Origin of the sequence: Massilia sp. Root335 (genome assembly GCF_001425685.1) — a bacterium.
GTDB lineage: Bacteria > Pseudomonadota > Gammaproteobacteria > Burkholderiales > Burkholderiaceae_D > Telluria > Telluria luteola.
The window spans coordinates 293,495-316,719 of record NZ_LMCY01000028.1 but is presented as its reverse complement, the minus strand read 5'-3'; the positions used below and the strand labels follow the sequence as shown (position 1 = coordinate 316,719).

The 23,225-nt window shown below is 68.7% G+C and carries 21 protein-coding genes; 14 read left to right on the top strand and 7 right to left on the bottom strand.

Annotated elements, in window-relative coordinates; genetic code table 11:
* Positions 1-75 precede the first annotated feature (75 nt).
* Complete coding sequence (hppD, locus tag ASC93_RS17085) at positions 76-1,155, bottom strand: 4-hydroxyphenylpyruvate dioxygenase (RefSeq protein ID WP_056444680.1); 1,080 nt, start codon at positions 1,153-1,155, stop codon at positions 76-78.
* Positions 1,156-1,233: 78 nt separating this feature from the next.
* Positions 1,234-2,139, bottom strand: a complete 906-nt coding sequence (locus ASC93_RS17080; protein WP_056444677.1) for a LysR family transcriptional regulator — start codon at positions 2,137-2,139, stop codon at positions 1,234-1,236.
* A 132-nt stretch (positions 2,140-2,271) separates the two neighbouring features.
* Here ASC93_RS17080 and hmgA point away from each other — a divergent pair, with 132 nt between their 5' ends.
* The 8 genes from hmgA to ASC93_RS17040 all read left to right on the top strand — a co-directional run bounded on the left by hmgA (position 2,272) and on the right by ASC93_RS17040 (position 9,148).
* Positions 2,272-3,552: a homogentisate 1,2-dioxygenase gene (gene hmgA, locus ASC93_RS17075; RefSeq protein WP_082548112.1), complete on the top strand. Its 1,281-nt coding sequence runs from the start codon at positions 2,272-2,274 to the stop codon at positions 3,550-3,552.
* 337 nt (positions 3,553-3,889) lie between these two features.
* Positions 3,890-5,200: a hemolysin family protein gene (locus ASC93_RS17070; protein WP_056444671.1), complete on the top strand. Its 1,311-nt coding sequence runs from the start codon at positions 3,890-3,892 to the stop codon at positions 5,198-5,200.
* 95 nt (positions 5,201-5,295) lie between these two features.
* Positions 5,296-5,616 carry a metalloregulator ArsR/SmtB family transcription factor gene (locus tag ASC93_RS17065; protein WP_056444668.1) on the top strand — a complete coding sequence of 107 codons (321 nt, stop codon included), beginning with the start codon at positions 5,296-5,298 and terminating at the stop codon, positions 5,614-5,616.
* 2 nt (positions 5,617-5,618) lie between these two features.
* Entirely contained in the window at positions 5,619-6,059 is a 441-nt protein-coding gene (locus tag ASC93_RS17060) for a YeeE/YedE family protein (RefSeq protein ID WP_056444667.1), read from the top strand.
* Entirely contained in the window at positions 6,056-6,526 is a 471-nt protein-coding gene (locus ASC93_RS17055; RefSeq protein ID WP_056444664.1) for a DUF6691 family protein, read from the top strand. Before ASC93_RS17060 ends, ASC93_RS17055 begins: the two co-directional genes overlap by 4 nt.
* Complete coding sequence (locus ASC93_RS17050; protein WP_056444660.1) at positions 6,527-7,228, top strand: MBL fold metallo-hydrolase; 702 nt, start codon at positions 6,527-6,529, stop codon at positions 7,226-7,228.
* 220 nt (positions 7,229-7,448) lie between these two features.
* Positions 7,449-8,819 (top strand): amino acid permease, encoded by a 1,371-nt coding sequence (locus ASC93_RS17045; protein WP_056444657.1) that lies wholly within the window; start codon positions 7,449-7,451, stop codon positions 8,817-8,819.
* Between the two features lie 62 nt (positions 8,820-8,881).
* A complete protein-coding gene (locus ASC93_RS17040) occupies positions 8,882-9,148 on the top strand; it encodes a cupin domain-containing protein (RefSeq protein WP_056444654.1) in 267 nt (88 codons plus the stop codon).
* Here the strand turns inward: ASC93_RS17040 and ASC93_RS17035 are convergent.
* Positions 9,145-9,690 (bottom strand): hypothetical protein, encoded by a 546-nt coding sequence (locus tag ASC93_RS17035; RefSeq protein WP_056444651.1) that lies wholly within the window; start codon positions 9,688-9,690, stop codon positions 9,145-9,147. The two genes, ASC93_RS17040 and ASC93_RS17035, sit on opposite strands and share 4 nt — an antisense overlap.
* Positions 9,691-9,714: 24 nt before the next feature.
* Positions 9,715-10,632 carry a PLP-dependent cysteine synthase family protein gene (locus tag ASC93_RS17030; RefSeq protein ID WP_229412761.1) on the bottom strand — a complete coding sequence of 306 codons (918 nt, stop codon included), beginning with the start codon at positions 10,630-10,632 and terminating at the stop codon, positions 9,715-9,717.
* A 267-nt stretch (positions 10,633-10,899) separates the two neighbouring features.
* On the opposite strand from ASC93_RS17030, the gene ASC93_RS17025 reads away from it, so the two are divergent.
* Positions 10,900-13,740: a pitrilysin family protein gene (locus ASC93_RS17025; protein WP_056444644.1), complete on the top strand. Its 2,841-nt coding sequence runs from the start codon at positions 10,900-10,902 to the stop codon at positions 13,738-13,740.
* Positions 13,741-13,840: 100 nt separating this feature from the next.
* A complete protein-coding gene (locus ASC93_RS17020) occupies positions 13,841-14,215 on the top strand; it encodes a group III truncated hemoglobin (protein WP_056444641.1) in 375 nt (124 codons plus the stop codon).
* Positions 14,216-14,230: 15 nt separating this feature from the next.
* On the opposite strand, the gene ASC93_RS17015 is transcribed toward ASC93_RS17020, so the two are convergent.
* Both ASC93_RS17015 and ASC93_RS17010 read right to left on the bottom strand, forming a co-directional pair.
* A complete protein-coding gene (locus tag ASC93_RS17015; protein WP_056444637.1) occupies positions 14,231-15,469 on the bottom strand; it encodes a hypothetical protein in 1,239 nt (412 codons plus the stop codon).
* 119 nt (positions 15,470-15,588) lie between these two features.
* A complete protein-coding gene (locus tag ASC93_RS17010; protein WP_056444634.1) occupies positions 15,589-17,988 on the bottom strand; it encodes a TIM-barrel domain-containing protein in 2,400 nt (799 codons plus the stop codon).
* Positions 17,989-18,177: 189 nt separating this feature from the next.
* On the opposite strand from ASC93_RS17010, the gene xth reads away from it, so the two are divergent.
* Positions 18,178-18,963, top strand: a complete 786-nt coding sequence (gene xth / locus ASC93_RS17005) for an exodeoxyribonuclease III (protein ID WP_056444631.1) — start codon at positions 18,178-18,180, stop codon at positions 18,961-18,963.
* 3 nt (positions 18,964-18,966) lie between these two features.
* On the opposite strand, the gene ASC93_RS17000 is transcribed toward xth, so the two are convergent.
* On the bottom strand, positions 18,967-19,605 hold the full coding sequence (locus ASC93_RS17000) for a TetR/AcrR family transcriptional regulator (RefSeq protein ID WP_056444630.1): 639 nt from the start codon (positions 19,603-19,605) through the stop codon (positions 18,967-18,969).
* A 141-nt stretch (positions 19,606-19,746) separates the two neighbouring features.
* Here ASC93_RS17000 and ASC93_RS16995 point away from each other — a divergent pair, with 141 nt between their 5' ends.
* The 3 genes from ASC93_RS16995 (at position 19,747) to ASC93_RS16985 (ending at position 23,222) form a co-directional block, all read left to right on the top strand.
* Entirely contained in the window at positions 19,747-20,727 is a 981-nt protein-coding gene (locus ASC93_RS16995; RefSeq protein WP_056444628.1) for an alpha/beta fold hydrolase, read from the top strand.
* A 217-nt stretch (positions 20,728-20,944) separates the two neighbouring features.
* On the top strand, positions 20,945-22,177 hold the full coding sequence (locus ASC93_RS16990; protein WP_056444625.1) for a 3-methyl-2-oxobutanoate dehydrogenase (2-methylpropanoyl-transferring) subunit alpha: 1,233 nt from the start codon (positions 20,945-20,947) through the stop codon (positions 22,175-22,177).
* A gap of 4 nt (positions 22,178-22,181) precedes the next feature.
* Positions 22,182-23,222 carry an alpha-ketoacid dehydrogenase subunit beta gene (locus tag ASC93_RS16985; RefSeq protein WP_200958351.1) on the top strand — a complete coding sequence of 347 codons (1,041 nt, stop codon included), beginning with the start codon at positions 22,182-22,184 and terminating at the stop codon, positions 23,220-23,222.
* Positions 23,223-23,225 lie beyond the last annotated feature (3 nt).

Genomic DNA, 23,225 nt, shown 5'->3' with positions numbered 1-23,225 from the left:
TCAGTTAGTGGTAGCTAATCACCAACACGCTCAAGATACAAGGGTGGGCTCCCCGAGCCCACCGTGCCTAAGCGTTTACGCGGCGGTCTTGAGCGCCCCGCGCTTCAGCTGGTCGCGCTCGATCGATTCGAACAAGGCCTTGAAATTGCCCTCGCCAAAGCCCTCGTCGCCCTTGCGCTGGATGAATTCGAAGAACACGGGACCCAGCTGCGTTTCCGAGAAGATCTGCAGCAGCAGGCGCTGGCTGCCGTCCTCGGTCGTGCCGTCGACGAGCAGGCCGCGCGCCTTGAGCGCTTCCACGTCCTGGCCGTGGCCCGGCAGGCGCGACTCCAGCATCTCGTAGTACGTGGCCGGCGGCGCGGCCATCAGCGGCACGCCGGCGGCGCGCAGGCCGTCGACGGTCGCGAAGATGTCTTCAGTCAGCAGCGCGATGTGCTGGATGCCTTCGCCGTTGTACTTGAGCAGGAATTCCTCGATCTGGCCGCCGCCCGCCTTGCCTTCCTCGTTCAGGGGGATGCGGATCTTGCCGTCCGGCGCCGTCATCGCCTTCGACGTCAGGCCCGTGTACTCGCCCTTGATGTCGAAATAGCGGATCTCGCGGAAGTTGAACAGCTTCTCGTAGAAGCCGGCCCAGTAGCTCATCCGGCCGCGATAGACGTTGTGCGTGAGGTGGTCGATGAGTTTCAGGCCATGGCCGGCCGGGTGGCGTTCGGTGCCGTCGATCCATTCGAAATCGATGTCATAAATCGATTTGCCGTCCTCGAACCGGTCGATCAGGTACAGCGGCGCGCCGCCGATGCCCTTGATGGCGGGCAGGCGCAGCTCCATGGGGCCGGTCGGGATGTCCAGCGGCTGGGCGCCCAGTTCGAGCGCACGCGCATACGCCTTGTGTGCGTTCTGGACGCGGAACGCCATGCCGCAGGCCGACGGGCCGTGTTCCGCGGCGAAGTAATAGGCCGCGCTCTTCGGCTCGTTGTTGACGATGAAGTTGATGTCGCCCTGGCGGTACAGCACGACGTCCTTCGAGCGGTGCACGGCGACTTTCGTGAAGCCCAGCGCCACGAACACGGGTTCCAGCACGCCCGGGGCGGGCGAGGCGAATTCCACGAATTCGAAGCCCATCAGCCCCATCGGATTGTCAAACAGGTCGGCCATTGTGTTGTCCTCTTTCATTAAGTTGTCAGCTCCTCCACGCGCCGCTCGTGGCGGCGCGCCGGCGACGCGTCTGCGGGATCATTCGGCAAACACGTCGGCAATCAGCCCCCGCAGCCACTGGATGCCGGGGTCGTGGTTGAAGCGCCGGTGCCAGAAGACGTTCGTCTGCAACGTCGGCAAGGCGAGCGGCGGTTCGATCCACTTCAGGCCGAACGGGCTTGCCGCGCTCTCGGCCAGTTTCTGCGGCACCGTCACCACCAGCTCGCTCGTGCTGACGATGTACGGGACCGCGGTGAAATGCGGCACCCGGAACCGGGCGCCGGCCGTCACCCCGGCCTTTTCCAGCAATCCATTGATGCGGTCATAAGGGCTCTGGGCCGCATCGACGATCAGGTGCGGCGCCGCCACGAAGCGCGCCAGGTCCACCTTGCCCTTCGCCAGCGGATGGTCCTTGCGGAACATGCTCACGAAGGGCTGCCGGAACAATGCCCGGTGGTACAACGCTTCCGACACGTCCCCGAACGCGCCGATGGCGAGATCGACCCTGCCCGTCTCCATGTCGTCCTTCAGGGTGAGGCCGTTCGCCCGGACCGAGGCGATCTCCACGTTCGGCGCACCCGACCGGCAACGCTCGATCAGCACCGGCATGAAGTACACCTCGCCCACGTCCGTCATCGCCAGCGTGAAGCGGCGGCTGCTGGTGGCCGGGTCGAACCGGCTGCGCTGCGACAGGGCCAGCGCCACCTGGGCCATCGCGGCGCCGATCGGCTCGGCCATCTGCTGCGCGAGCGGCGTCGGCTGCATGCCGTACGCCGTGCGCACGAACAGCTCGTCGCCGAACGTGCGCCGCAGCCGCGCCAGCGCGTTGCTCACCGCCGATTGCGTCAGGCCCAGGCGCCTTGCGGCGGCCGAGATCTGGCGTTCGCGGTAGACCTCCTGAAATACCGACAACAGATTCAGGTCGATGCTAGAGGGTTCGATCATGCACGAGATAGTGTTATTGATGATCTAAATATTCTACATTTCTGTATTCACCTCGTAAAATCGGCCGCACTCCTCTAGAGTGTCGTAAACACCACGGATTCTGGAGATCTCTTGACTGCTTCGACCGAGTACATGTCCGGCTTCGGCAACGAATTCGCCACCGAGGCCCTGCCCGGCGCCCTGCCGGCGCACCGCAATTCGCCGCAGCGCGTCGCCTACGGCCTGTATGCGGAGCAACTCTCGGGCACGGCGTTCACGGCCCCGCGCAGCCACAACCGGCGCTCCTGGCTGTACCGCATCCGGCCCGCCGCGATGCACGGCGCGTTCGAGCCCATGAGCAACGGCCGCATCGCCGCCGGATTCGAGGGCGTCGCCCCGTCGCCCAACCAGATGCGCTGGAGCCCGCTGCCGATGCCCGACGCACCCACCGACTTCATCGACGGCCTCGTCACCATGGCCGGCAATGGCGCGCCGGCCGCGATGTCCGGCTGCGCCATCCACGTGTACGCGGCGAACCGCCCCATGCGCGGGCGCTGGTTTTACTCCGCCGACGGCGAGCTGCTGATCGTGCCGCAGCAGGGCCGGCTCGCGCTCGCCACCGAATTCGGGTGCATCGAGGTGGAACCGCAGGAGATCGCCGTGATCCCGCGCGGCGTGCGGTTTGCCGTCGACCTGCCGGACGGCGCGGCGCGCGGCTATGTCTGCGAAAACTTCGGCGCCCTGCTGCGCCTGCCGGACCTCGGTCCGATCGGCTCGAACGGCCTGGCCAATCCGCGCGACTTCCTCACGCCCGTCGCGCGCTACGAGGACGTCGAGGGGGATTTCGAACTCGTCGTGAAGTTCGGCGGCAACCTGTGGCGTGCCGGCATCCGCCACTCGCCGCTGGACGTCGTCGCCTGGCACGGCAACTACGCGCCCTACAAGTACGACCTGCGCCATTTCAACACGATCGGCTCGATCAGCTACGACCACCCGGACCCGTCGATCTTCCTCGTGCTGCAGGCGCCGTCCGACACGCCCGGCGTCGACACGCTCGACTTCGTCATCTTCCCGCCGCGCTGGCTCGCCGGCGAGGACACGTTCCGTCCGCCCTGGTTCCACCGCAACGTCGCGAGCGAGTTCATGGGTCTCGTGCACGGTGCCTACGACGCGAAGGCGGACGGTTTCGTGCCCGGTGGCGCCAGCCTGCACAATTGCATGAGCGGACACGGCCCGGACGCCGCCACGTTCGACAAGGCCAGCAGCGCCGACACGAGCCGCCCGCACAAGGTCACGGACACGATGGCGTTCATGTTCGAGACCCGCACGCCGCTCGTCGCCACGCCGTACGCGCTGCAGTCGCCCCAGCTGCAGGGCAATTATCAGGACTGCTGGGCGGGGATCGCGAAGCATTTCGATCCAGGGCAGCCCTGAAAGCCCGGCTGCAAGGCACTGTCGCCCGCGCGGCGCACCGCAGCCCCGCAAAGTACCGTCGCCCCCGCGGCGCACCGTCGCCCCCGCGGAGGCGGGGGTCCAATTTCGCTCGCCACCCCGCTGCGCCAGGGAACTTGGGTTCCCGCCTCCGCGGGAACGACGTAAAACCGGTCCGGGAACGAAATAAGCCGGTCCGGGAACGACGTAAACCGGTCCGGGAATCACGCTGGTTTGTCCGGTACATGGCTCGTCCTGTGCGACCTCCCCCGATTCCCCCATGCGATGATCGACCCGCCGGCAGGCGGCACGGGCCGTCCCGGCGGAGTTCGGGAAACGCATGGTCGACGTCGTCATCATCCTCGCCCTCATCCTGCTCAACGGCGTGTTCGCCATGTCCGAGCTGGCCATCGTCTCGGCCCGGCGCCTGCGCCTCGACCAGATGAAGGCCGGCGGCAATGCCGGCGCCGGCAGCGCGCTCGACCTGCATGAAGACCCGAGCCGCTTCCTGTCCACGGTGCAGGTCGGCATCACCCTCATCAGCATCTTCAACGGCGCGTACGGCGAAGCGTCGCTGACGGCACGCCTGACGCCCAGGCTGGCCGGGCTCGGCGTGGCGGACGGGTATGCGCGGTCCGTGTCCCTGGTCATCGTCGTGTTCGGCATCACGTTCGCCTCGATCGTGCTGGGCGAACTGGTGCCCAAGCGCATCGCGATCCTGTATCCGGAACAACTGGCGGCGGCGAGCGCGCGGCCGCTGCAGTTCCTGGCGCGCCTCGCGCACCCGTTCGTGCGGCTGCTGGCGATGGCGACGGACGGCATCATGCGCCTGCTCGGCATGCACCACCGCAAGGACGATACGCCGACCGAGGAAGAAGTGACGGGCATGATCAAGGAAAGCGCCGAGGCCGGCGTGTTCGAAAAGGCCGAGTACGACATCGCCGCGCGCGCCCTGCGGCTGGACGACTGGCACCTGCGCGCGCTGATGACGCCGCGCGTCGACCTGGAATTCCTCGACCTCGACCAGCCCCTGGAGCGCAATCTCGCCCGCATCGCGGACTCCCCGTACAGCCGCTTCCCCGTCTACCGCGGCGACCGCTCGCAGGTGCTCGGCATCGTGCGCGCGCGCAACCTGTTCGGGCAGGCCATCCGCGGCCAGTGCTTGCCGTGCATCGACATCGGCGCGGCCGTCGAGCCCATCCTGTACGTGCCGGATTCGAGCAGCGCCATCGACCTGCTGGAACAGCTCAAGCAGGGCCGGGTGGAACTGGCGATGATCGTCGACGAATACGGCGACATCCAGGGCATGGTCACGTTGACGGACGTGATGAGCGCGCTCGTCGGCGATGTGACGCCGACGGGCGACCACGGCGAACCGGACGCCGTCAGGCGCGAGGACGGCAGCTGGCTGGTGGACGGCGGCATGGTGCTCGACCGCTTCCGCCACCTGACCGGCACCGGCGTGCGCTTCCCCGACGAGGACGGCGGCGCGTACCACACGCTGGCCGGCTTCGTGCTGTACCAGCTGGCCGTGATCCCGCACGCCGGCGACCGGCTGGACTGGGACGGCTGGCGGTTCGAAGTCGTCGACATGGACGGCAACCGCATCGACCGCCTGCTCGTGGCGCAGCTCGCGGACCGCCGCGCCTGAATCCGGCGGAACCCTTGGCCGGTTTGGCGATCCTACGAGCGCAGGACGCCAAACAATCTATTGAAATATATATTGTAATCTTATAGACTGATTGCATGGACATCGCCACCACACCCGCGCCGGACGCCATGCGCGCCGCCGCCCTGCAGGCCGGGGGGCTGCTGAAGGCCCTCGCGAATCCGGACCGCCTGCTGCTGCTGTGCCAACTCACGCAGGGCGAGCAGCCCGTCGGCGCGCTGGAAGCCGCGCTCGACATCCGCCAGCCGACGCTGTCCCAGCAACTGGGCGTGCTGCGCCAGGAGGGCCTCGTCGCCACGCGGCGCGAGGGCAAGCAGATTTTCTACCGCGTGGCCAGTCCGGAAGCGCTGGCCGTGCTGCAGCTGTTATACCGGCTTTATTGTCCCAAGGAGGACTGATCATGCGCATCGACTGGCTTCACTTCACACCGTGGGCATCGCTCGCGGGCGGCATCCTCATCGGCCTGGCGACGGCGCTGCTGCTGCTCGCCAACGGCCGCGTCGCGGGCATCAGCGGCATCCTCGGCGGCCTGTTGCGGCCCGCGCGCGGCGACGTCGCCTGGCGCGTGGCGTTCGTCGGCGGCCTGTTCCTGGCGCCCGTCGTCTGGCTGGCCCTGCGCGCGATGCCGCCGGCGCAGATCGACCACTCGCCCGTCCTGCTCGCCGCCGGCGGCCTGCTCGTCGGGATCGGCACGCGTTTCGGTTCCGGCTGCACGAGCGGCCATGGCGTGTGCGGCATCGCGCGCCTGTCGCCCCGGTCGCTGCTGGCGACCGCCTGCTTCATCGGCGCCGGCGTCGCCACCGTCTTCGTCGTGCGCCACGTGTTCGGAGGCGCGCCATGAACGTCGTCACCGCCCTGCTGGCCGGCCTGCTGTTCGGCGCGGGCCTGATCCTGTCCGGGATGAGCAACCCGGCCAAGGTGCTCGCCTTCCTCGACGTGGCCGGCGTCTGGGACCCGTCGCTGCTGTTCGTGATGGCGGGCGCGATCCTCGTCGCCGCCATCGCCTTCCGCTTCGCGCGCACGCGCGTGCGGCCCCTGTTCGGCAGCGTCATCCACGTGCCGGGCGCGGGCCGCATCGACGTCCCGCTCGTGCTGGGGAGCGTGACGTTCGGCGTCGGCTGGGGCCTCGTCGGCTACTGTCCCGGCCCGGCGCTGACGGCGCTGGCCGTCGGCGGCCGCTCCACGCTGCTGTTCGTTGCGGCCATGGTGGCCGGCATGGCAATATTCGAGGTAGCCGAGCGTATCCGCGCCGGCACCGAGGCCAATCGTGGCGCTACCCGCGCCGCGGCCGGTCCACCAGGAGACTGAATGCAGACCAATCCGATCCAGTTGTTCGACCCCGTATCGTCGACCTACACCTACATCATCGCCGGTCCGGGCAGCGACGCCGCCGTCATCATCGACCCGGTCGACCACCATTGCGAGCGCGACCTGGCCCACATCGCGCGCCTGGGCCTGCGGCTGGAATACATCCTCGAGACGCACGCCCACGCCGACCACGTGACGTCGGCCGGCCGCCTGCGCCAGTTGACGGGCGCGCACGCCGCCGTGCCGAGCGGCTGCGGCATCCCGCCCGCCGAAGTGCAACTGCACGACGGCGACGTGATCCGCTTCGGCGCCGGCGAAACGGTCGCCGTGCTGCACACGCCGGGCCACACGGCCGGCAGCATGTGCTACGTCTGGCGCGGCAACGTGTTCACGGGCGACACGCTGCTGATCGACGGGTGCGGCCGCACGGACTTCCAGGGCGGCAGCGCAGGCGCGCTGTACGACAGCATCACCCATCAACTGTTCGCGCTGCCGGACGCCACGCGCGTATGGCCGGCGCACGACTACAAGGGACAGGCCGTGTCGACCATCGGCTGGGAAAAGGCGCGCAATGCGCGCGTCGCCGGCCGCAGCCGCGACGAATTCATCGCCTTGATGGACAACCTGCGCCTGCCGCAGCCGAAGCTGATCGACATCGCCGTGCCCGCGAACCGCAATCTCGGGCTGCCGCACGGCGTTTGAACGCTTGCGCGGTGTTGCAACCTGGCCAGTAGGGTGGGCACCCCGTGCCCACGCGGACGTCGGCATTACGCAAGCGTTCGCGTGGGCGGAGGGCCGCCCACCCTTGTATCTTGACTGCCGCGACAGGTTCTTTCGCACATACGGCCACAGTAAAACCGGCCGCGTGGTCACAGCCGCCACCGTTTCCATTAAAATCCTTGTCTTTTAGCAAGCGGACATCATGGCCTCCGACGACACCCGACTCCACCGCGGCCTCAAGAGCCGGCACATCCAGCTGATGGCCCTCGGCGGCGCCATCGGGACCGGGCTGTTCCTCGGCGTCGCGGAGACGGTCCGCCTGGCCGGGCCGTCCGTCCTGCTCGGCTACGCGATCGCGGGCCTCGTCGCCTTCCTGATCATGCGCCAGCTGTCCGAGATGATGGTCGACGAGCCCGTCGCCGGCTCGTTCGGGCACTTCGCCGACAAGTACTGCGGCCGCTTCGCCGGCTTCGTCTCGGGCTGGAATTACTGGGTGTTGTACGTGCTCGTCAGCATGGCCGAACTATCCGCCGTCGGCATCTACGTGCAGTACTGGTTCCCGGACGTGCCGACGTGGGTGTCGGCGCTGGGCTGCTTCCTGCTCGCGAACGGCATCAGCCTCATCAACGTGCGCGCGTTCGGCGAAAGCGAATTCTGGTTTTCCGTCATCAAGGTGGCGGCCATCGTCGCGATGATCGTCTACGGCGTGTTCCTGCTGGCCAGCGGCGGCGCCGGACCGCAGGCGTCGGTCGCGAACCTGTGGACGCATGGCGGCTTCTTCGCCCACGGCATCAAGGGCCTCGTGATGTCGATGGCCATCATCATGTTTTCGTTCGGCGGCCTCGAAGTCATCGGCATCACGGCGGCCGAGGCGGCCGATCCTGCGCGCTCGATCCCGCGCGCGACGAACCAGACGCTGTGGCGCATCCTCGTCTTCTACGTCGGCGCGCTGGCCGTGCTGCTGGCGCTGTACCCGTGGGACCAGATCGTCCCCGGCGCCAGCCCGTTCGTCCTGATCTTCAAGGCGCTGGACGCCGGCATCGTCGCGCACGTGCTGAACGTCGTCGTGCTGACGGCCGCGCTGTCCGTCTACAACAGCTGTGTGTACTCGAACAGCCGCATGCTGTACGGCCTTGCCGTGCAGGGCCATGCGCCGCGCGCGCTGCTGCGCGTGAACGAACGCGGCGTGCCGCTGGCGTCGCTGGGCGTGTCGGCGGTCGCCACCGCGCTGTGCGTCGGCGTCAACTACGCGGTGCCGGGCAAGGCGCTGGGCCTGTTGATGGGTCTCGCCGTCGCCGGCATGCTGATCAACTGGGCGATGATCAGCTGGTCGCACCTGCGCTTCCGCGCCGCCAAGCGCGCGGCGGGCGTGCCGACGGCGTTCCCGAGCCCGCTCTACCCGTTCACCAACTGGGCGTGCCTGCTCTATCTCGCCGGGATCGTCGCGATCATGTATGCGACGCCCGAACTGCGGCCGTCCGTGTGGATGATCCCGGCCTGGCTCCTCGTGCTGGCGGTGGGGTATCGCATGGCCGAGGGCCGGCGCGCGCGGCTGGCCCGCGCCGTGTCCTGAAGGGGACGGCGCGATCGGGCGGGACGCGCTACACTCGGCCCGTCACGACTTGCGAGCCTGGCATGGAACAACAAGAATTCATCGACATCCTGAGGGCGGAAGGCTATGCGGAACCCGTCCTCGTGCAGCGCGGGCCGGACGGCCGCCTCGACGACCACGCCCATCCGTTCGAAGCGAAGGGGCTGGTCCTGACCGGCGAGATGCGCATCCACGCGGGCGGCGAAATCAAGATCTACCGCGCCGGCGACGTGTTCCACCTGCGCCGCGCCGAGCCGCACCGCGAGAGCTACGGGCCGGCCGGCGTGGCCTACCTGTCCGGCCGCCGTTAGACCCCCGCCGCCTTGCCGCGCGCGCATTCGTCCGCCAGCACGAGCACGGGCTGCGCGCCGGGAGGGCGGAACACGATGGCGAAGCAGTCGAACCAGTCCTGCGGATCGGGGCAGCCGTCGGCCAGCATGGCGCGGTAGTCGTCCTCGGCCTGGTAGGCATAGATGACGACGACTTCGCCGGCCACGGGTCCGAACCACGCCTCGTCGTCCGCGCGCGGGCGCACGCCGTCGCCGTGGCGGCCGCTCCAGCCGTGCTGCGCCGGATCGAACAACAGCACTTCGCGCCCGCACACGGGGCAGGCGGCATGGACCGGCGCGACCGGCGCCGCCACCGTCTTGCGGCCGAACAGGCCGCGCCGCTCCTGCCGCCGCGCCGTGCGCAGCCTGAGTTCCCAGCTGCCGCACGGGCAGCCGAGCCGGCGCGCGAGGAAGTCCGGCCCGTGCCGCAGCCCGCGCACGGCGGGGGCTGCGACGTTGGCCAGCATGAACGGCGCCAGGTTGGCGGGGATGCGGGCACCGAGCAGGGCAAGCAGGTCGGACACCGCAGGCTCCGGGATCAGAAGGGATCAGAAGTACTTTGACAGATAGTACACGCCGGAGTCCGGGAACACGGTCACGACACGCTTGCCCGCGAGCCGCGGCAGCATCTGCGCGATGCCGGCCGTGACGCACCCGCTCGAACCGCCGGCCAGGATGCCCTCTTCCGCCGCGAGCCGCCGGCACCAGTCCAGCGCCTCGTCGTCGTCGACCTGCACCACGTCGTCGACGACGCGCGGGTCGAAACTGCCGGACGGCTGGCGCTTGCCCACGCCTTCGACGACGCTCGCGAACGCGCCCTCGGCGGGCGCGTCGGTGACGACCGTGCGGTAGGCCGAATGGCGGGGCTCCACGCCGATCACCGTCAGCCCCGGCTTCTGCTCCTTGAGGTAGCGGCCGATCCCGGAGATCGTTCCGCCCGAGCCGATGCCGCACACGAAGACGTCGATCTCGCCCGCCAGTTGGCGCCACAGTTCCGGGCCGGTGTCGCGGTAATGAGCCTCGCGGTTCAGGGCCGAGCGGTACTGGTCGAGGTAGTGGACGTCGGCGCCCTGCGCGAGGCGCTCGGCCACGGCCTGGTAGCCGCCGGCGGGGTCCAGGCCGTCCTCCGGCGCGCACAAATGCACCTCGGCGCCGTAGGCACGGATGCGCTTGATCTTTTCGATGCTCGTCGTCTGCGGCACGGTGACGTCGCACTGCAGGCCCAGCACCGCGCTGGCCATCGCGAGCGCGGCGCCCGTGTTGCCGGACGAGCTCTCGACGACGCGCGCCGTGCCTGGCGGCAGGCTCTTCAGCATGTGGCGCACCATGCGGTCCTTGATGCTGCCGCCCGGGTTCATGTATTCCAGCTTCGCCACCACGTCCAGGCCGGCGAACAGGCGGGCCAGCCTGACGACGGGGGTGTTGCCGATCGCGTCCATCACGGAAGATTTGACTTGGGATTCCACGCCGCTCCTTTCTTTGAGATTGCCGCTAAGAAAGACTAGCACAACAATTCATTCGACGGCGTCGGATTGAAATGGCGTGCGCGCGGCCAGGATGATGCCCGTACCATAACCGGCCACGGGGCATTCCCGCAAGCTATGTTCGTGCCGCCGTGACTGAATTGATTCAATGGAGCAAACGTAATGTCTGGGTGACAATGTGCGTATTTGTCCGATGGGTTCGTTTGCTAAGCTTCGTTTCCCAAGAAAACGATTCCAAAGGATGCACGCATGCCCTCTCTGTTCCGCGCCACGGTGCTCGCCGCTGCCCTGGCCGCCGCGCTCCCCGCCACCGCAGCCGTCGACCTGGGGGCGCAGATCCCCGTCGGCCCCCAGGTCAAGGTCGGCAAGCTGGCCAATGGCCTGACGTGGTACGTCCAGCGCAACGGCAAGCCCGAGCACCGCGTCGAACTGCGGCTCGTCGTCAAGGCCGGTTCCGTGCTGGAAGACGACGACCAGCAGGGCCTGGCGCACATGGTCGAACACCTGGCGTTCAACGGCTCGACCCATTTCAAGAAGCAGGAGCTGATCTCCTATCTGCAATCGATCGGCGTGAAGTTCGGTGCCGACGTGAACGCCTACACGGGCCTGGACGAAACGGTGTACATGCTGCCCGTGCCCACCGACCGCAAGGACAACGTCGAGACGGCCTTCACGGTGCTGGAAGACTGGGCCCACGGCCTGACGCTGAACGCGGACGACATCGACAAGGAGCGTGCCATCGTCCTCGAAGAAGCGCGCCTGCGCAAGGGCGCGGCCGAGCGTATGCAGAAAGCGCTGGCGCCGAAGCTGTTCAACGGATCGCGCTACGCGTTGCGCGAGCCGATCGGCAAGGAAGACGTGATCCGCAACGCGAAGCCGGACGCCCTGCGCCGCTTCTACCATGACTGGTATCGGCCCGACCTGATGGCGGTGATCGTCGTGGGCGACATCGATCCGGCCGACGCCGAGCGTCTCGTCAAGGCGCATTTCGGCGGGCTGGCGAATCCGCCGCACGAGCGGGTCCGCGCCTATCCGGACATCGCCGCGCGTGCCACGACCGAGGCGTTCGTGTTCGCCGACGACGAGATCCCCGGCAACGCCGTCACCATCCACTATCCCGTGCGCTTCGAACCGATCACCGGCACGTACGGCGACTATCGCAACAAGGTCGTGAACGGCCTGGCCACCCTCCTGCTGAACCTGCGCCTGCGCGAGCTGACCCAGCAGGCAAATCCGCCGTTCCTCGGCGCCGGCGCGAACACCGTGCCCCTGACGGCGCAGCACAAGGCGTTCATGGCGAGCGCTTCCCTCGGCGCGGGCGGCGCGGCGCCCGCCATCGCGGCCCTGGAGCAGGAGCAGCAGCGCGTGCGCCAGTTCGGCTTCACCGAGGCGGAGCTGGAGCGTGCGCGCAAGATGGCCCTGAGCGGGATGGAACGCGGGCTCAAGGAACGCGACACGACCGACTCGTCGTCCTATGTCGCCGAATACCAGCGCAACTTCCTCGCCGGCGAGTCCCTGCCGGGCATCGACGCCGAATTCCGCCTCGTGCAGGAATTGCTGCCGACGATCACGGTGGCCGACCTCAACGCCGCCGCGCGCAAGGCCTTCCCGGCCGACGCCGCCAGGCTCATCGTGTACGCGGGCAACACCAAGACGGGCCCCGCGCCCACGACCGCGCAGCTGCTGGCCGACGATGCCGCGGCCAGCCACGCGCAGGTCACGGACCACGCCGAAAAGAAGGTCGCGCAACACTTGATGGCGCGTCCCGCGGCGCCGGGCCGCATCGTGGCGGAGACCCGCGACGAGACGCTCGGCCTGACCCGCCTGACGTTGTCGAACGGCGTGCAGGTGATCCTGAAGCCGACGGCCTTCCGCAAGGACCAGGTGCTCCTCGGCGCCAAGCGCTTCGGCGGACAGACGCTGTTCGACGAACAGGACATCCCCAACGCGCGCGCCGCCAGCGGCCTGGCCGCCATGATGGGCCTGAAGGATTACGCGCCGGCCGACCTGCAAAAGATGCTGGCGGGACGCGATGCCGCGGTGACCGCCGGCCTGGGCGACTACACCGACGAGATCAGCGGCCACTCGGGCAGCGGCGCGGAAGACATGGAAACGATGTTCCAGCTGCTGTGGCTGCGCTTCGACGGCGTGCGCCGCGACGAGGCGCTGTACAAGGCCTACATGGGGTCCCTGAACGAGATGGTGCGCAACCGCGCCGCGGCGCCCGAACAGCGCTTCGGCGAAGCCGTCGCCGACACGCTGTACCAGGGCCACCCGTACGAGCTGCGCATGCCCAGGCAGGAAGACGTCGACAAGATCGACCTCGACCGGAGCCTCGCCCTGTACCGCCGGCGCTTCGCCAGCGCCCGGGGGATGACGTTCATCGTCGTCGGCGACTTCGACATGGCCGCGATGAAGCCGCTCGTCGCCGCCTACCTCGGCACGCTGCCCACGCCCGACCTGCCGCTCGCTTACCGCGACGTCGGGCTGCGCATCGCGAAGGGCGTCGTCAAGAAAGAGGTCCAGGCGGGCACGGAGCCCAAGAGCATCGTGTCGCTGACGTTCTCCGGGCCCGCCGCCTGGTCGCCGGCCGAGACGTTGCGCATGGGCGCGCTCATCGAAGTGATGAACCTGCGCGTGAACGCGGTGCTGCGCGAAAAGCTGGGACTGATCTATGCGGGCCAGATGGGCGGCGCCCTGCTGCGCATCCCGTACGAGCACTACGAAATCAGCGCGCAATTGCCGACCGGACCGGACAAGGTCGATCCGCTCGTGGCGGCGCTGTTCGCCGAAATCGACAGCGTCAAGGCAAACGGTCCGACCCAGGCCGAACTGGACAAGGTCAAGGCCAACTGGCGCCAGAATTTCATGCATTGGCAGCATGAAAACAACTACTGGGTGTCCAACCTCGAAGCGTCGCTGCTGGAAAACACGCCGCCCTCCCGCCTGCTGACGATCACGGACGAAGTCGAGAAGCTGACGGCCGCCGACGTGCAAGCGGCCGCACGGCGCTATTTCGACAAGGACAACTATGTCCAGGTCGTCCTGCAGCCCGAAGCGAAGCTGAAGACGGCCAGCATCGCCAAGTAAGCACCTGCCGCCGCGGGGCGTCGTTCCCGCGGCGGCAATAACTGCATTTAAGATGCATCTTTGCTAGAATGGGACATCATCTTTCCATTTCAAGCAACGCATGCCCTCCCCCGCCATCACCGAATCGTCGATCATCCAGCTGGTCGACACGTTTTATGCACGCGTGCGCGACGACGCCCTGCTGTCCCCCGTGTTCGAAGCGAAGCTGGCCGGGCGCTGGCACGAGCACATGCCGCGCATGTACGCGTTCTGGACCAAGGTCCTGCTGGGCACCGGCGAGTTCCAGGGCAATGTGTTCGGCAAGCACATGGCGCTGTCCGGCATCGAGACGGAGCACTTCGTGCGCTGGCTCACGCTGTTTCGCCTGACGGCCGTCGACGTGTTCGGCGTCGACGGCGCGACGGAGGCGCTGGAAGTGGCCCAGCGCATCGCGTCCAGCCTGCAACTCGGCTTTTTCGGCGACATCCGCGTCTGACGGCGTCCGCCGCGCTCACCCTTTGCAGACGAAACCGTAGCGCGTCATCGTACAGGCGTGCTGGAAGCACTGGCGCTCGTCGTAGCCGTGGGCCCGGCATTGCATCAGCGTCTCTTCGCGCCGCTCGCGCGGCGACGGCGTGAGGGCGGCCGGCGCACGGTCCCGCGTCTCGTCCCGCGTCTCGTCCCGCGCTTCGGCGTGGCGCACTTTCGCCACGGCGCGCTTGCGCGCGGACGCCGCGTGGCGTGGCGCGCGCCGGGGCGGTTCGACGTCGGCCGTCGCCGGGCCGGCCGCGGCGGGATGCGGCACGGCGGCCGCCGTCGCCGGCTCGGGCGCGGGCGCCGGCTGCAAGGGGGCATTCCCGACTTCCGGTTCGGGCGGCGCCGGGATCGGCCTCACCACGTCGGCAGCGGCGGCCGGCGCACCGGCGGCGAACGCCTGCGCGCCGCTGGCCGCCACGGGCGGCGCCGGTGCCGGCGTCGGCGTCGGCGTCGTATTGGCCACGACCACGAGCGCCCCGTCGACGCGGTTTTCCTCGTACAGCCACAATCCGCCCGCCGCCAGGCCGGCCAGCAGGCCGCCGGCGATGCTCCAGGTGACGAGGCGGCGCGTCCACATGCTGCTCCAGGCCGGCGTTTCGCGCAGGGACGCTTCCGCGCGCATGCGGGCGGCGAGCCAGTCGGCTTCCGCCTCGGGCTGGACGGGGCGCGGGATCGTGCCGGGATCGACGTGGGGTTCGGGTGGCCGCCGCGGCGGGACGTGGTTGCCGGGTGCCGGCGCCGCGGGCGTTTCGCGTGTTTCGGCTGGCGCGACGGACGGCACGGGCCGGTGGCGCGCATGCTGCCCCGGCAACGTCGCCTCCTGCGCCGGCGCCGCCGTTTGCGGGGGCTGCGTCGCTTGCGGCGGCGCGGAAGCCGGCGCCGCGGGCCGACCTTGCGCAGCAGGCGCGGGCCGCTCTTGCGCGGCGCGCTCGGCCCACGCTTCGATGGCCGCGCCGAGGCCGCGGGCCGGCGTGTCCGGCGCGCGCTGCATGGCGCCCGGGTCCGCCCGCTGGACGGCCGCGCCGGCCTCGGCGCGCTGCCCGCCGGGGCCGTGCCAGACGGCCGGCCGCGGCCCCGCGGCCGGCGCCGCGCGGACGTCGTCCGGCGCCGCCGGCGCAGGCGTCGGTGCGGCGACTGGCGGCGGGTCCGCCGGCTTCGACGCCGATGGCGCCGAGCCGCTTTCCTGGAAGTCTTGCAACAGTTGGGTCTTCATCGTGCGGTGCGCAATCCGGATAACCGGATGGGCAGTGTACCGAATCCCGTCCAGGCGCGGAGCGCGGCTGCCCGCGCGGATCGTGCCTGCTTTCCGGCAGGCACGATCCGTATGACCTCTTACAAGGTCACGACGACCCGCAGCGGCGCCGACCGGACGGCCGGCAGCGGCACGTCGAGCACGCGCCGTTTGGCGTCCCAGCGGAACGCCACGGGCTTGCCGCCGGCCTGCACGGCGCGCGGACGGGCCGCCACGTTGTGCACCTTCAGGTCGAAGGTGCGCGCGGTGGGCGTCGCCGCGGCGCCGGTCTCGGGCACGATGTCGAGCGCGAGGCGGCCGTCGGCCAGGCGGCTCGAGAAGCGCACCAGTTCGTACTTGCCGGATTCGTAGGCGTGCGCCGTGTGGCCGTCGTCGTCGTACAGGTGCCCCTCGGCCGCCGTCACGCCGGCATCGTGCCAGTAATGCAGGTCGAGCTGCGCCGTCGAATAGTCGCGCGTACTCTGCACGGGCTGCGCGAGCGGAACGAAGGCGCCGGCGCGGACGAACGTCGGGATGCGGTCCGGCCGGGTGGCCACCGTCTCGATGATGCCGCCGCGGTGCGGTTCGTCCGTATAAAAGTCGAACCACACGCTGCCCTTGCGCGGAAACACGACTTCCTTGCGCACGGCATTCGGTTCCGTCACGGGCGCGACGAGGAAGTCCGGGCCCCACAAATATGTGGACGCCACGGCGTTCGTCGGCAGCATGTCGTTGTCCGGGTCCTCGAACAGGACGGGACGCATCAGCGGCATGCCCGTGCGGCTGTCGTCGAACGCGGCCGTGTAGTTATACGGCAGCATGGCGTAGCGCAGGCGGATGGCGGTGCGCGCGAGCGCCTTCACGGCCGGCGTGCGGAACACGGCTTCCGCCGGCACTTCTTCCTGCGCGTGCGGGCGGAAGATCGGCTGGAACACGCCGTACTGCAGCCAGCGCACGTACAGCTCGTCGTCCAGCACGGGCCCCGCGAAGCCGCCCAGGTCGGAGTGCATGTACGCCTGGCCCTGCATGCCCATCTGCAGCGCGATCTCCATCTGCGACTGCAGGCCGTCCCAGCCGCGGCGGACGTCGCCCGACCACGGGATCATGCCGAAGCGCTGCGAGCCCGAATAGCCCGAGCGCATCAGGATGAACGGCCGCTCCTGCGGATAGTCGCGCGCGTAGCCGTCGGCGATCAGGTGCGCCCATTCGTGGCCATAGATGTTGTGGACCTGGTCCGCGCTGCCCGTCGCGTGGCGCGCGGCGGACGGATGCATTTCCGGCTCGCCCAGGTCGCCCCACCAGCCGGCCACGCCGCCCGCCTTGAGTTCCTTGTAGATGTTCCAGAACCAGTCGCGCGCCTGCGGCTTGAACACGTCGATGAGGCCGGTGTTCCCGAAGTAGAAATCGAAGGTGAACGGTTTGCCGTCCGCATCCGTCGCGAGCACGCCGTGCCGCACGGCGTCCTGCCAGCGCTTCGACGTCGTCAGCACGAACGGTTCCGTGATCACGACGGTGTTGACGCCCTTCTTCCTGAAGTCGGCCATCATCGCCTCCGGATGGGGGAAGCTGTCGCGGTCCCAGGCGAGGTTGCCCATCGTGCCCTTGATGGTCTTGCCGAACCAGTACAGGTCGAGCACGACGGCGTCCAGCGGGATGCCGTCGGCGATGAACTTGTCGACGACGGCGCGCGTCTCGGCTTCGGTGTGGTAGCCGAAGCGGCTGGCGAAATTGCCGAACGCCCAGCGCGGCGGCAGCGGCTGGCGGCCCGTCAGGCGCGTCGTCTCGTCCATCAGCTGGGCCCAGTCGTCGCCCGCGATCACCTGGTAGGTCTTGCGGCCGCCCATCACTTCGTAGCGCAGGGTGCCGTCCTTGCGGCTGTCGAAATCGAGCCAGCCGGCCTGCGGATTATCGAAGTGCAGCGCGTACTTGTGCGACGACAGCGCCATCGGAATGCCATAGCCCATCTGCGCCGCGTGGCTGCCGAACGCATAGGACGCCTTGTTGTACAGGCGCAAGCGCTGGCCGCGCCGGTTCATGCCGACCGCGCGCGAACCGGCGCCATACAGCGCTTCGTCGTCCTCGAGCGCGAAGTCGATGCTGTCCAGGTCCCCGGCGTGAGCGTAACCGTGCTTTTCGGCGACCAGCGGACGGCCCTTGTACGCATAACTGATGCGGAACGGCGATTTCTCGACCGTCACCGTGATGCCGTCCGTGACCAGCTGGATGCGGCCGTCCGCCTCCTTCACGGACGCCTGCGCCTGGCCGGGCGCCAGCACGACGGCGTGCGATACCGGGTCGAACGTCTCCCCGCGCGGCACGAAACTCGTCTCGACGATGTTGGCGTCGTACGGGCGGATCAGGTAGCGGCCGTCGCTGGTGGTAATGTCCAGCGTGCCATTGTCGTTCTTGTAGCCGAGGAAGGCGCGGTCCGCGTTCTGCGCCAGTGCGGGCAGGCTGGCGGCCAGGCACAGGGCGAGCACGGCGTGGGGGATGGGTTTCATGGTCTCCCGTCTCGTTGTCGTTGTTGGAATCGGGAATTTTAACCGGTTAACGTAGAAAAGCTACAACCAAGGGCTTGTACGCACATATTCTTGTACAATATTACGTAGTTTGACTACTTTCCCGCTTCGTGCGGCGCCGGCGGCGTTCTCGGGTCAGAATAGCGGCAACGACAACCCATGAGAGACCCCATGCGCATCGCCACCTTCAACGTCAACGGCATCAACAGCCGCCTCCCCGCCCTGCTGCAATGGCTGGAAGAGACGCAGCCGGACGTCGCCTGCCTGCAGGAACTCAAGGCACCGCAGGAGAAATTTCCGGAGATGGAGATCCGCGCGGCGGGTTATTGCCCCATCTGGCACGGCCAGAAGAGCTGGAACGGCGTCGCGATCCTCGCGCGCGGGACGGAGCCGCAGGAACTGCAGCGCGGCCTGCCGGGCGACCCGGAAGACGAGCAAAGCCGCTACATCGAGGCCATCGTGAACGGCATCCTCGTCGCTTGCCTGTATCTGCCGAACGGCAATCCGGCTCCCGGTCCCAAGTTCGATTACAAGCTGCGCTGGTTCGCGCGCCTGCACGTGCGCGCGCAGGAACTGATCGCGACGGGCGCCCCGGTCGTCATCGCGGGCGACTACAACGTCATGCCGACGGAACTCGACGTGTACAAGCCCGAGCGCTGGCTCGACGACGCGCTGTTCCGCCCGGAGACGCGGGAAGCGTACCGGCGCCTGCTCGACCAGGGCTGGACGGACGCGCTGCGCACGATGCATCCGGATGAGGTCATCTACACCTTCTGGGATTATTTCCGTGACGCGTACGGCCGCAATGCCGGCCTGCGCATCGACCACCTGTTGCTGAGCCCCGCGCTGGCGCCGAAACTCAAGGCCGCGGGCGTCGACCGCGACGTGCGCGGGCGCCCGAAACCGAGCGACCACGCGCCCACTTGGATCGAGCTGGACTGGCCGAAACTGGCCTGAGCGTCAGGCCGCGGCCGTGCCGCGCGCGGGCGCCCGTCCCAACACCATGCCGAGGCGCAGCGCGCTGTCGGTGACGATCTCGATGTCGGGCGTGTAACCGTCCTCGATCCAGCGCAGCGCGATGTGGATCACGCCGCCCACGATGCCCGCTTCCAGCAGCGGATCGGCCGGCACGCCGGGCGGCACGACGAGGCGGCCGACCTGTTCGCCGATGGCGCGCAGCGCGCCGTCGAAGGCCTTGTCGACGGCGCGGCTGACGCCGCGGATCTCGACGAGGAACACGCGCGCCGAGCGCGGCTCGCGCTGCAGCGCCGCGAAATAAGTGTGCAGCATCGCCCGCGCCCGCGCGACCCGGCTGCGGCCGGCCTGGTGCGCCGCCTCGGTGATCTCGCCCAGCACGCTGTACGTGACGGCGTTGAACGACGCGATCAAGAGTTCTTCGCTGTTGGCGAAGGATTCGTAAAAATAACGTTCGGTGAGCCCGGCGGCTTCGCAGACCGCCTTGACGGTCGACAGGCGATAGCCGCGCTCGCCATACACGGCGACGGCCGCCCCGATCAGCTGGGCGCGCCGCTGGGCGCGGCGTTCGTCTTGCGGAACACCACGATAGGGCCGGGCCGGTTGTAAAGATTCTGGAGGCATCCTTCTATTTTCGCACAGAACATTCAGCATCAACTTGTGACAATATATGGTGTCAATATTACACGATCCGCGACGCGAGACGCCATGCTTCGGCGCGCCGACCGTCGCCGACCGGAGCCTCCTCGAGAAAGCGATCAAGCGATGATTATCGTCCTGTCCTTCCTGGCCGTCGCGGCCCTGTTCGTCGCGCTGGCTTGCCTGTTCACCGTGTACATGAAGCGCAAGGTCGAAGCCCTGTTGCCGCCGACGGGACGCTTCATCGACGTGCCCGGCGCGCGCCTGCACGTGCGCGAGTTCGGCGGCGACCCCGGCGCGCCCGCGATCCTGCTCGTGCACGGCCTCGCCGGCCAGCTCGACCACTTCACCTACGGCGTCGCGGCCCGCCTCGCGGGACGCCACCGGGTCGTCGCCGTCGACCGGCCCGGCGCCGGCTTCTCGACGCGCGCGCCGGGCACGCCGGCGGACCTGCGCACCCAGGCCGCCATCCTCGCCGCGCTGATCGACACCCTGGCGCTCGATGCGCCGCTCGTCGTCGGCCATTCGCTGGGCGGCGCGCTCGCCCTCGCGCTCGCGCTGGATCATCCGCGCCACGTGGGGGCCCTGGCCCTCGTCGCGCCGCTGACGCACATGCAGGACGAGGTGCCGCCCGTGTTCGACGGCCTCACGATCCTGTCGCCGCTGTGGCGCCATATCGTCGCGTGGACGCTGGCGACCCCGGTCTCGATCAAGAACGGGCGCGCGGCGCTGGACGCGGTGTTCGGCCCGGAACCCGTACCGCACGATTTCCCGACGCGCGGCGGCGCCCTGCTCGGCCTGCGCCCCGGCGCCTTCCTGTCCGCGTCCGACGACCTGCGTTCGCTGCCCGATTGCCTGCCCGCGCAGCAGACGCGCTACGGCGAGCTCGACGTGCCCGTGGCCATCCTGTACGGCAAGGACGACCATATCCTCGACCCGCAGGCGCACGGGCAGGCGCTGGCCGACAAGGTGCGCGGCGCGCGCCTGCAGCTGATCGCGGGCGGCCACATGCTCCCCGTGACGAACCCGGAGGCGACCGCCGCCTTCATCCTCGCGGCCGCCGCCGGTTGCCGCAGCGACCGGAGCGCCGCCGCCGCGCAGGGTTGACGGTCGGGCGGCGGGTCCGCATTCCCCTTGTGCGAATCGGCGCGCCTTCGCTGCGCCGCATGCTAAGGTCCCGGCCTGGTGCGGCAGGCATGCGCGCGGCGATCCCGCGCCGGCATGCTGCATGGCAGCACGAAAATTCCTTGCGCGCGCTGGCGTGCGCTGTCTTTCCGGAATTAATATGTTGCTGCCGCACACACCTTACCAAGGGGGAGCGTTTATGAGCCAGAGTCAACCTCTGTCGCTGCACGTCCCGGAGCCTACCGGCCGTCCGGGTTGCAAGACCGATTTTTCGTATCTCGACATCCACCCGGCCGGGTCGACGCCCCGGCCGCCGAGCGACATCCGCTACCAGGACACGGCGCCCCTCGCGTCCGGCCTGATCCGCGTGCTGGACGACGACGGCAATGCGGTCGGGCCCTGGGACCCCGGGCTCGATCGGGACACCCTGCGCTTCGGCCTGCGCACGATGATGAAGACGCGCATCTTCGACGCGCGCATGGTCATCGCCCAGCGCCAGAAGAAGCTGTCGTTCTACATGACGTCGCTCGGCGAAGAAGCCATCGGCAGCGCCCACGCCCTCGCGCTGCGCGACGGCGACATGTGTTTTCCCACGTACCGCCAGCAAAGCCTCCTGATGGCGCGCGAATATCCGCTCGTCGACATGGTGTGCCAGCTGCTGTCCAACGAAGCGGACCCGATGAAGGGGCGCCAGCTGCCCGTCATGTATTCGGTGAAGGCGAAGGGCTTCTTCACCATTTCCGGCAACCTCGCCACGCAGATCCCGCAGGCCGTCGGCTGGGCGATGGCGTCCGCGATCAAGGGCGACACGAAGATTGCGTCCGGCTGGATCGGCGACGGCGCGACGGCGGAAAGCGATTTCCACACGGGCCTCACGTTCGCCCACGTGTACCAGGCGCCCGTGATCCTGAACGTCGTCAACAACCAGTGGGCGATCTCGACGTTCCAGTCCATCGCCGGCGGCGAGAGCGTCAGCTTTGCCGCGCGCGGCGTCGGCGCCGGCATCGCGTCGCTGCGCGTCGACGGCAACGATTTCCTCGCCGTGTACGCGGCGTCCTGCTGGGCCGCGGAACGGGCCCGCGGCAACCTCGGTCCCACCTTGATCGAGTGGGTGACGTACCGCGCCGGTCCGCACTCGACGTCGGACGACCCGTCGCGCTACCGCCCCGCCGACGAATGGACCTATTTCCCGCTGGGCGACCCGATCGGCCGCCTGCGGCGTCACTTGATTAAAAAAGGCTGGTGGTCGGACGCGGAACACGAGGCCCTGCAGGCCGCACTGGAAGCCGAGGTCGTGGCCGCGCAGAAGGAAGCGGAGCGCCACGGCACGCTGATCGACGGCCGCGTGCCGAGCGCCGCGTCGATGTTCGAGGACGTCTACAAGGACATGCCCGAACACCTGCGCCGGCAACGCCAACAACTGGGGGTGTAAGGTGATGCGCGACATCGACAAGGACATCAAGACGACCCCGATGACCATGATCCAGGCCCTCCGTTCGGCCATGGACGTGATGCTCGGGCGCGACGACAACGTCGTCATCTACGGCCAGGACGTCGGCTACTTCGGCGGCGTGTTCCGCGTCACGGACGGCCTGCAGGTCAAATACGGCAAGCACCGCTGCTTCGACGCGCCGATCTCGGAAGGCGGCATCGTCGGCACGGCCGTCGGCATGGCGGCGTACGGGCTGCGGCCCGTCGTCGAGATCCAGTTCGCCGACTATTTTTATCCTGCTACCGACCAGATCGTGTCCGAGGCGGCGCGCCTGCGCTACCGCTCGGCGGGCGATTTCACGGCCCCGCTGACGATCCGCATGCCCTGCGGCGGCGGCATCTACGGCGGCCAGACGCACAGCCAGAGCCCGGAAGCGTTCTTCACGCACGTGTGCGGCCTGCGCACCGTGATGCCGTCCAATCCATACGACGCGAAAGGCCTCCTCATCGCGTCGATCGAGAACGACGACCCGGTCATCTTCCTCGAACCGAAACGGCTGTACAACGGCCCCTTCGACGGCCACCACGACCGCCCCGTCGTCTCGTGGGCCAAGCATCCCCGGGGCGAGGTCCCGGACGGCTACTACACGGTCCCGCTGGACAAGGCCGCCGTGTTCCGCGAAGGCGCCGACCTGACCGTGCTCACCTACGGCACGATGGTGTGGGTGTCGGAAGCGGCCGCGCAGGAGACGGGCATCGACGCGGAGATCATCGACCTGCGCACCTTGTGGCCGCTGGACCTGGAGACGGTCGTGGCGTCGGTCAAGAAGACCGGCCGCTGCGTCGTCGTCCACGAAGCGACGCGCACCAGCGGCTTCGGCGCGGAACTCGCCGCCCTCGTGCAGGAGCACTGCTTCTACCACCTGGAAGCGCCCATCGAACGCGTGACCGGCTGGGACACGCCGTACCCGCACGCGCAGGAATGGGCGTATTTTCCGGGACCGGACCGCGTGGGCGCGGCATTCAAACGTGCGATGGAGGCCTGAGCA

Bases quoted from the DNA above. Each gene is read 5' to 3' on its own strand.
- hppD (WP_056444680.1), bottom strand. From the start codon at position 1,155: ATGGCCGACCTGTTTGACAATCCGATGGGGCTGATGGGCTTCGAATTC.
- ASC93_RS17080 (WP_056444677.1), bottom strand. From the start codon at position 2,139: ATGATCGAACCCTCTAGCATCGACCTGAATCTGTTGTCGGTATTTCAG.
- hmgA (WP_082548112.1), top strand. From the start codon at position 2,272: ATGTCCGGCTTCGGCAACGAATTCGCCACCGAGGCCCTGCCCGGCGCC.
- ASC93_RS17070 (WP_056444671.1), top strand. From the start codon at position 3,890: ATGGTCGACGTCGTCATCATCCTCGCCCTCATCCTGCTCAACGGCGTG.
- ASC93_RS17065 (WP_056444668.1), top strand. From the start codon at position 5,296: ATGGACATCGCCACCACACCCGCGCCGGACGCCATGCGCGCCGCCGCC.
- ASC93_RS17060 (WP_056444667.1), top strand. From the start codon at position 5,619: ATGCGCATCGACTGGCTTCACTTCACACCGTGGGCATCGCTCGCGGGC.
- ASC93_RS17055 (WP_056444664.1), top strand. From the start codon at position 6,056: ATGAACGTCGTCACCGCCCTGCTGGCCGGCCTGCTGTTCGGCGCGGGC.
- ASC93_RS17050 (WP_056444660.1), top strand. From the start codon at position 6,527: ATGCAGACCAATCCGATCCAGTTGTTCGACCCCGTATCGTCGACCTAC.
- ASC93_RS17045 (WP_056444657.1), top strand. From the start codon at position 7,449: ATGGCCTCCGACGACACCCGACTCCACCGCGGCCTCAAGAGCCGGCAC.
- ASC93_RS17040 (WP_056444654.1), top strand. From the start codon at position 8,882: ATGGAACAACAAGAATTCATCGACATCCTGAGGGCGGAAGGCTATGCG.
- ASC93_RS17025 (WP_056444644.1), top strand. From the start codon at position 10,900: ATGCCCTCTCTGTTCCGCGCCACGGTGCTCGCCGCTGCCCTGGCCGCC.
- ASC93_RS17020 (WP_056444641.1), top strand. From the start codon at position 13,841: ATGCCCTCCCCCGCCATCACCGAATCGTCGATCATCCAGCTGGTCGAC.
- ASC93_RS17015 (WP_056444637.1), bottom strand. From the start codon at position 15,469: ATGAAGACCCAACTGTTGCAAGACTTCCAGGAAAGCGGCTCGGCGCCA.
- ASC93_RS17010 (WP_056444634.1), bottom strand. From the start codon at position 17,988: ATGAAACCCATCCCCCACGCCGTGCTCGCCCTGTGCCTGGCCGCCAGC.
- xth (WP_056444631.1), top strand. From the start codon at position 18,178: ATGCGCATCGCCACCTTCAACGTCAACGGCATCAACAGCCGCCTCCCC.
- ASC93_RS17000 (WP_056444630.1), bottom strand. From the start codon at position 19,605: ATGCCTCCAGAATCTTTACAACCGGCCCGGCCCTATCGTGGTGTTCCG.
- ASC93_RS16995 (WP_056444628.1), top strand. From the start codon at position 19,747: ATGATTATCGTCCTGTCCTTCCTGGCCGTCGCGGCCCTGTTCGTCGCG.
- ASC93_RS16990 (WP_056444625.1), top strand. From the start codon at position 20,945: ATGAGCCAGAGTCAACCTCTGTCGCTGCACGTCCCGGAGCCTACCGGC.
- ASC93_RS16985 (WP_200958351.1), top strand. From the start codon at position 22,182: ATGCGCGACATCGACAAGGACATCAAGACGACCCCGATGACCATGATC.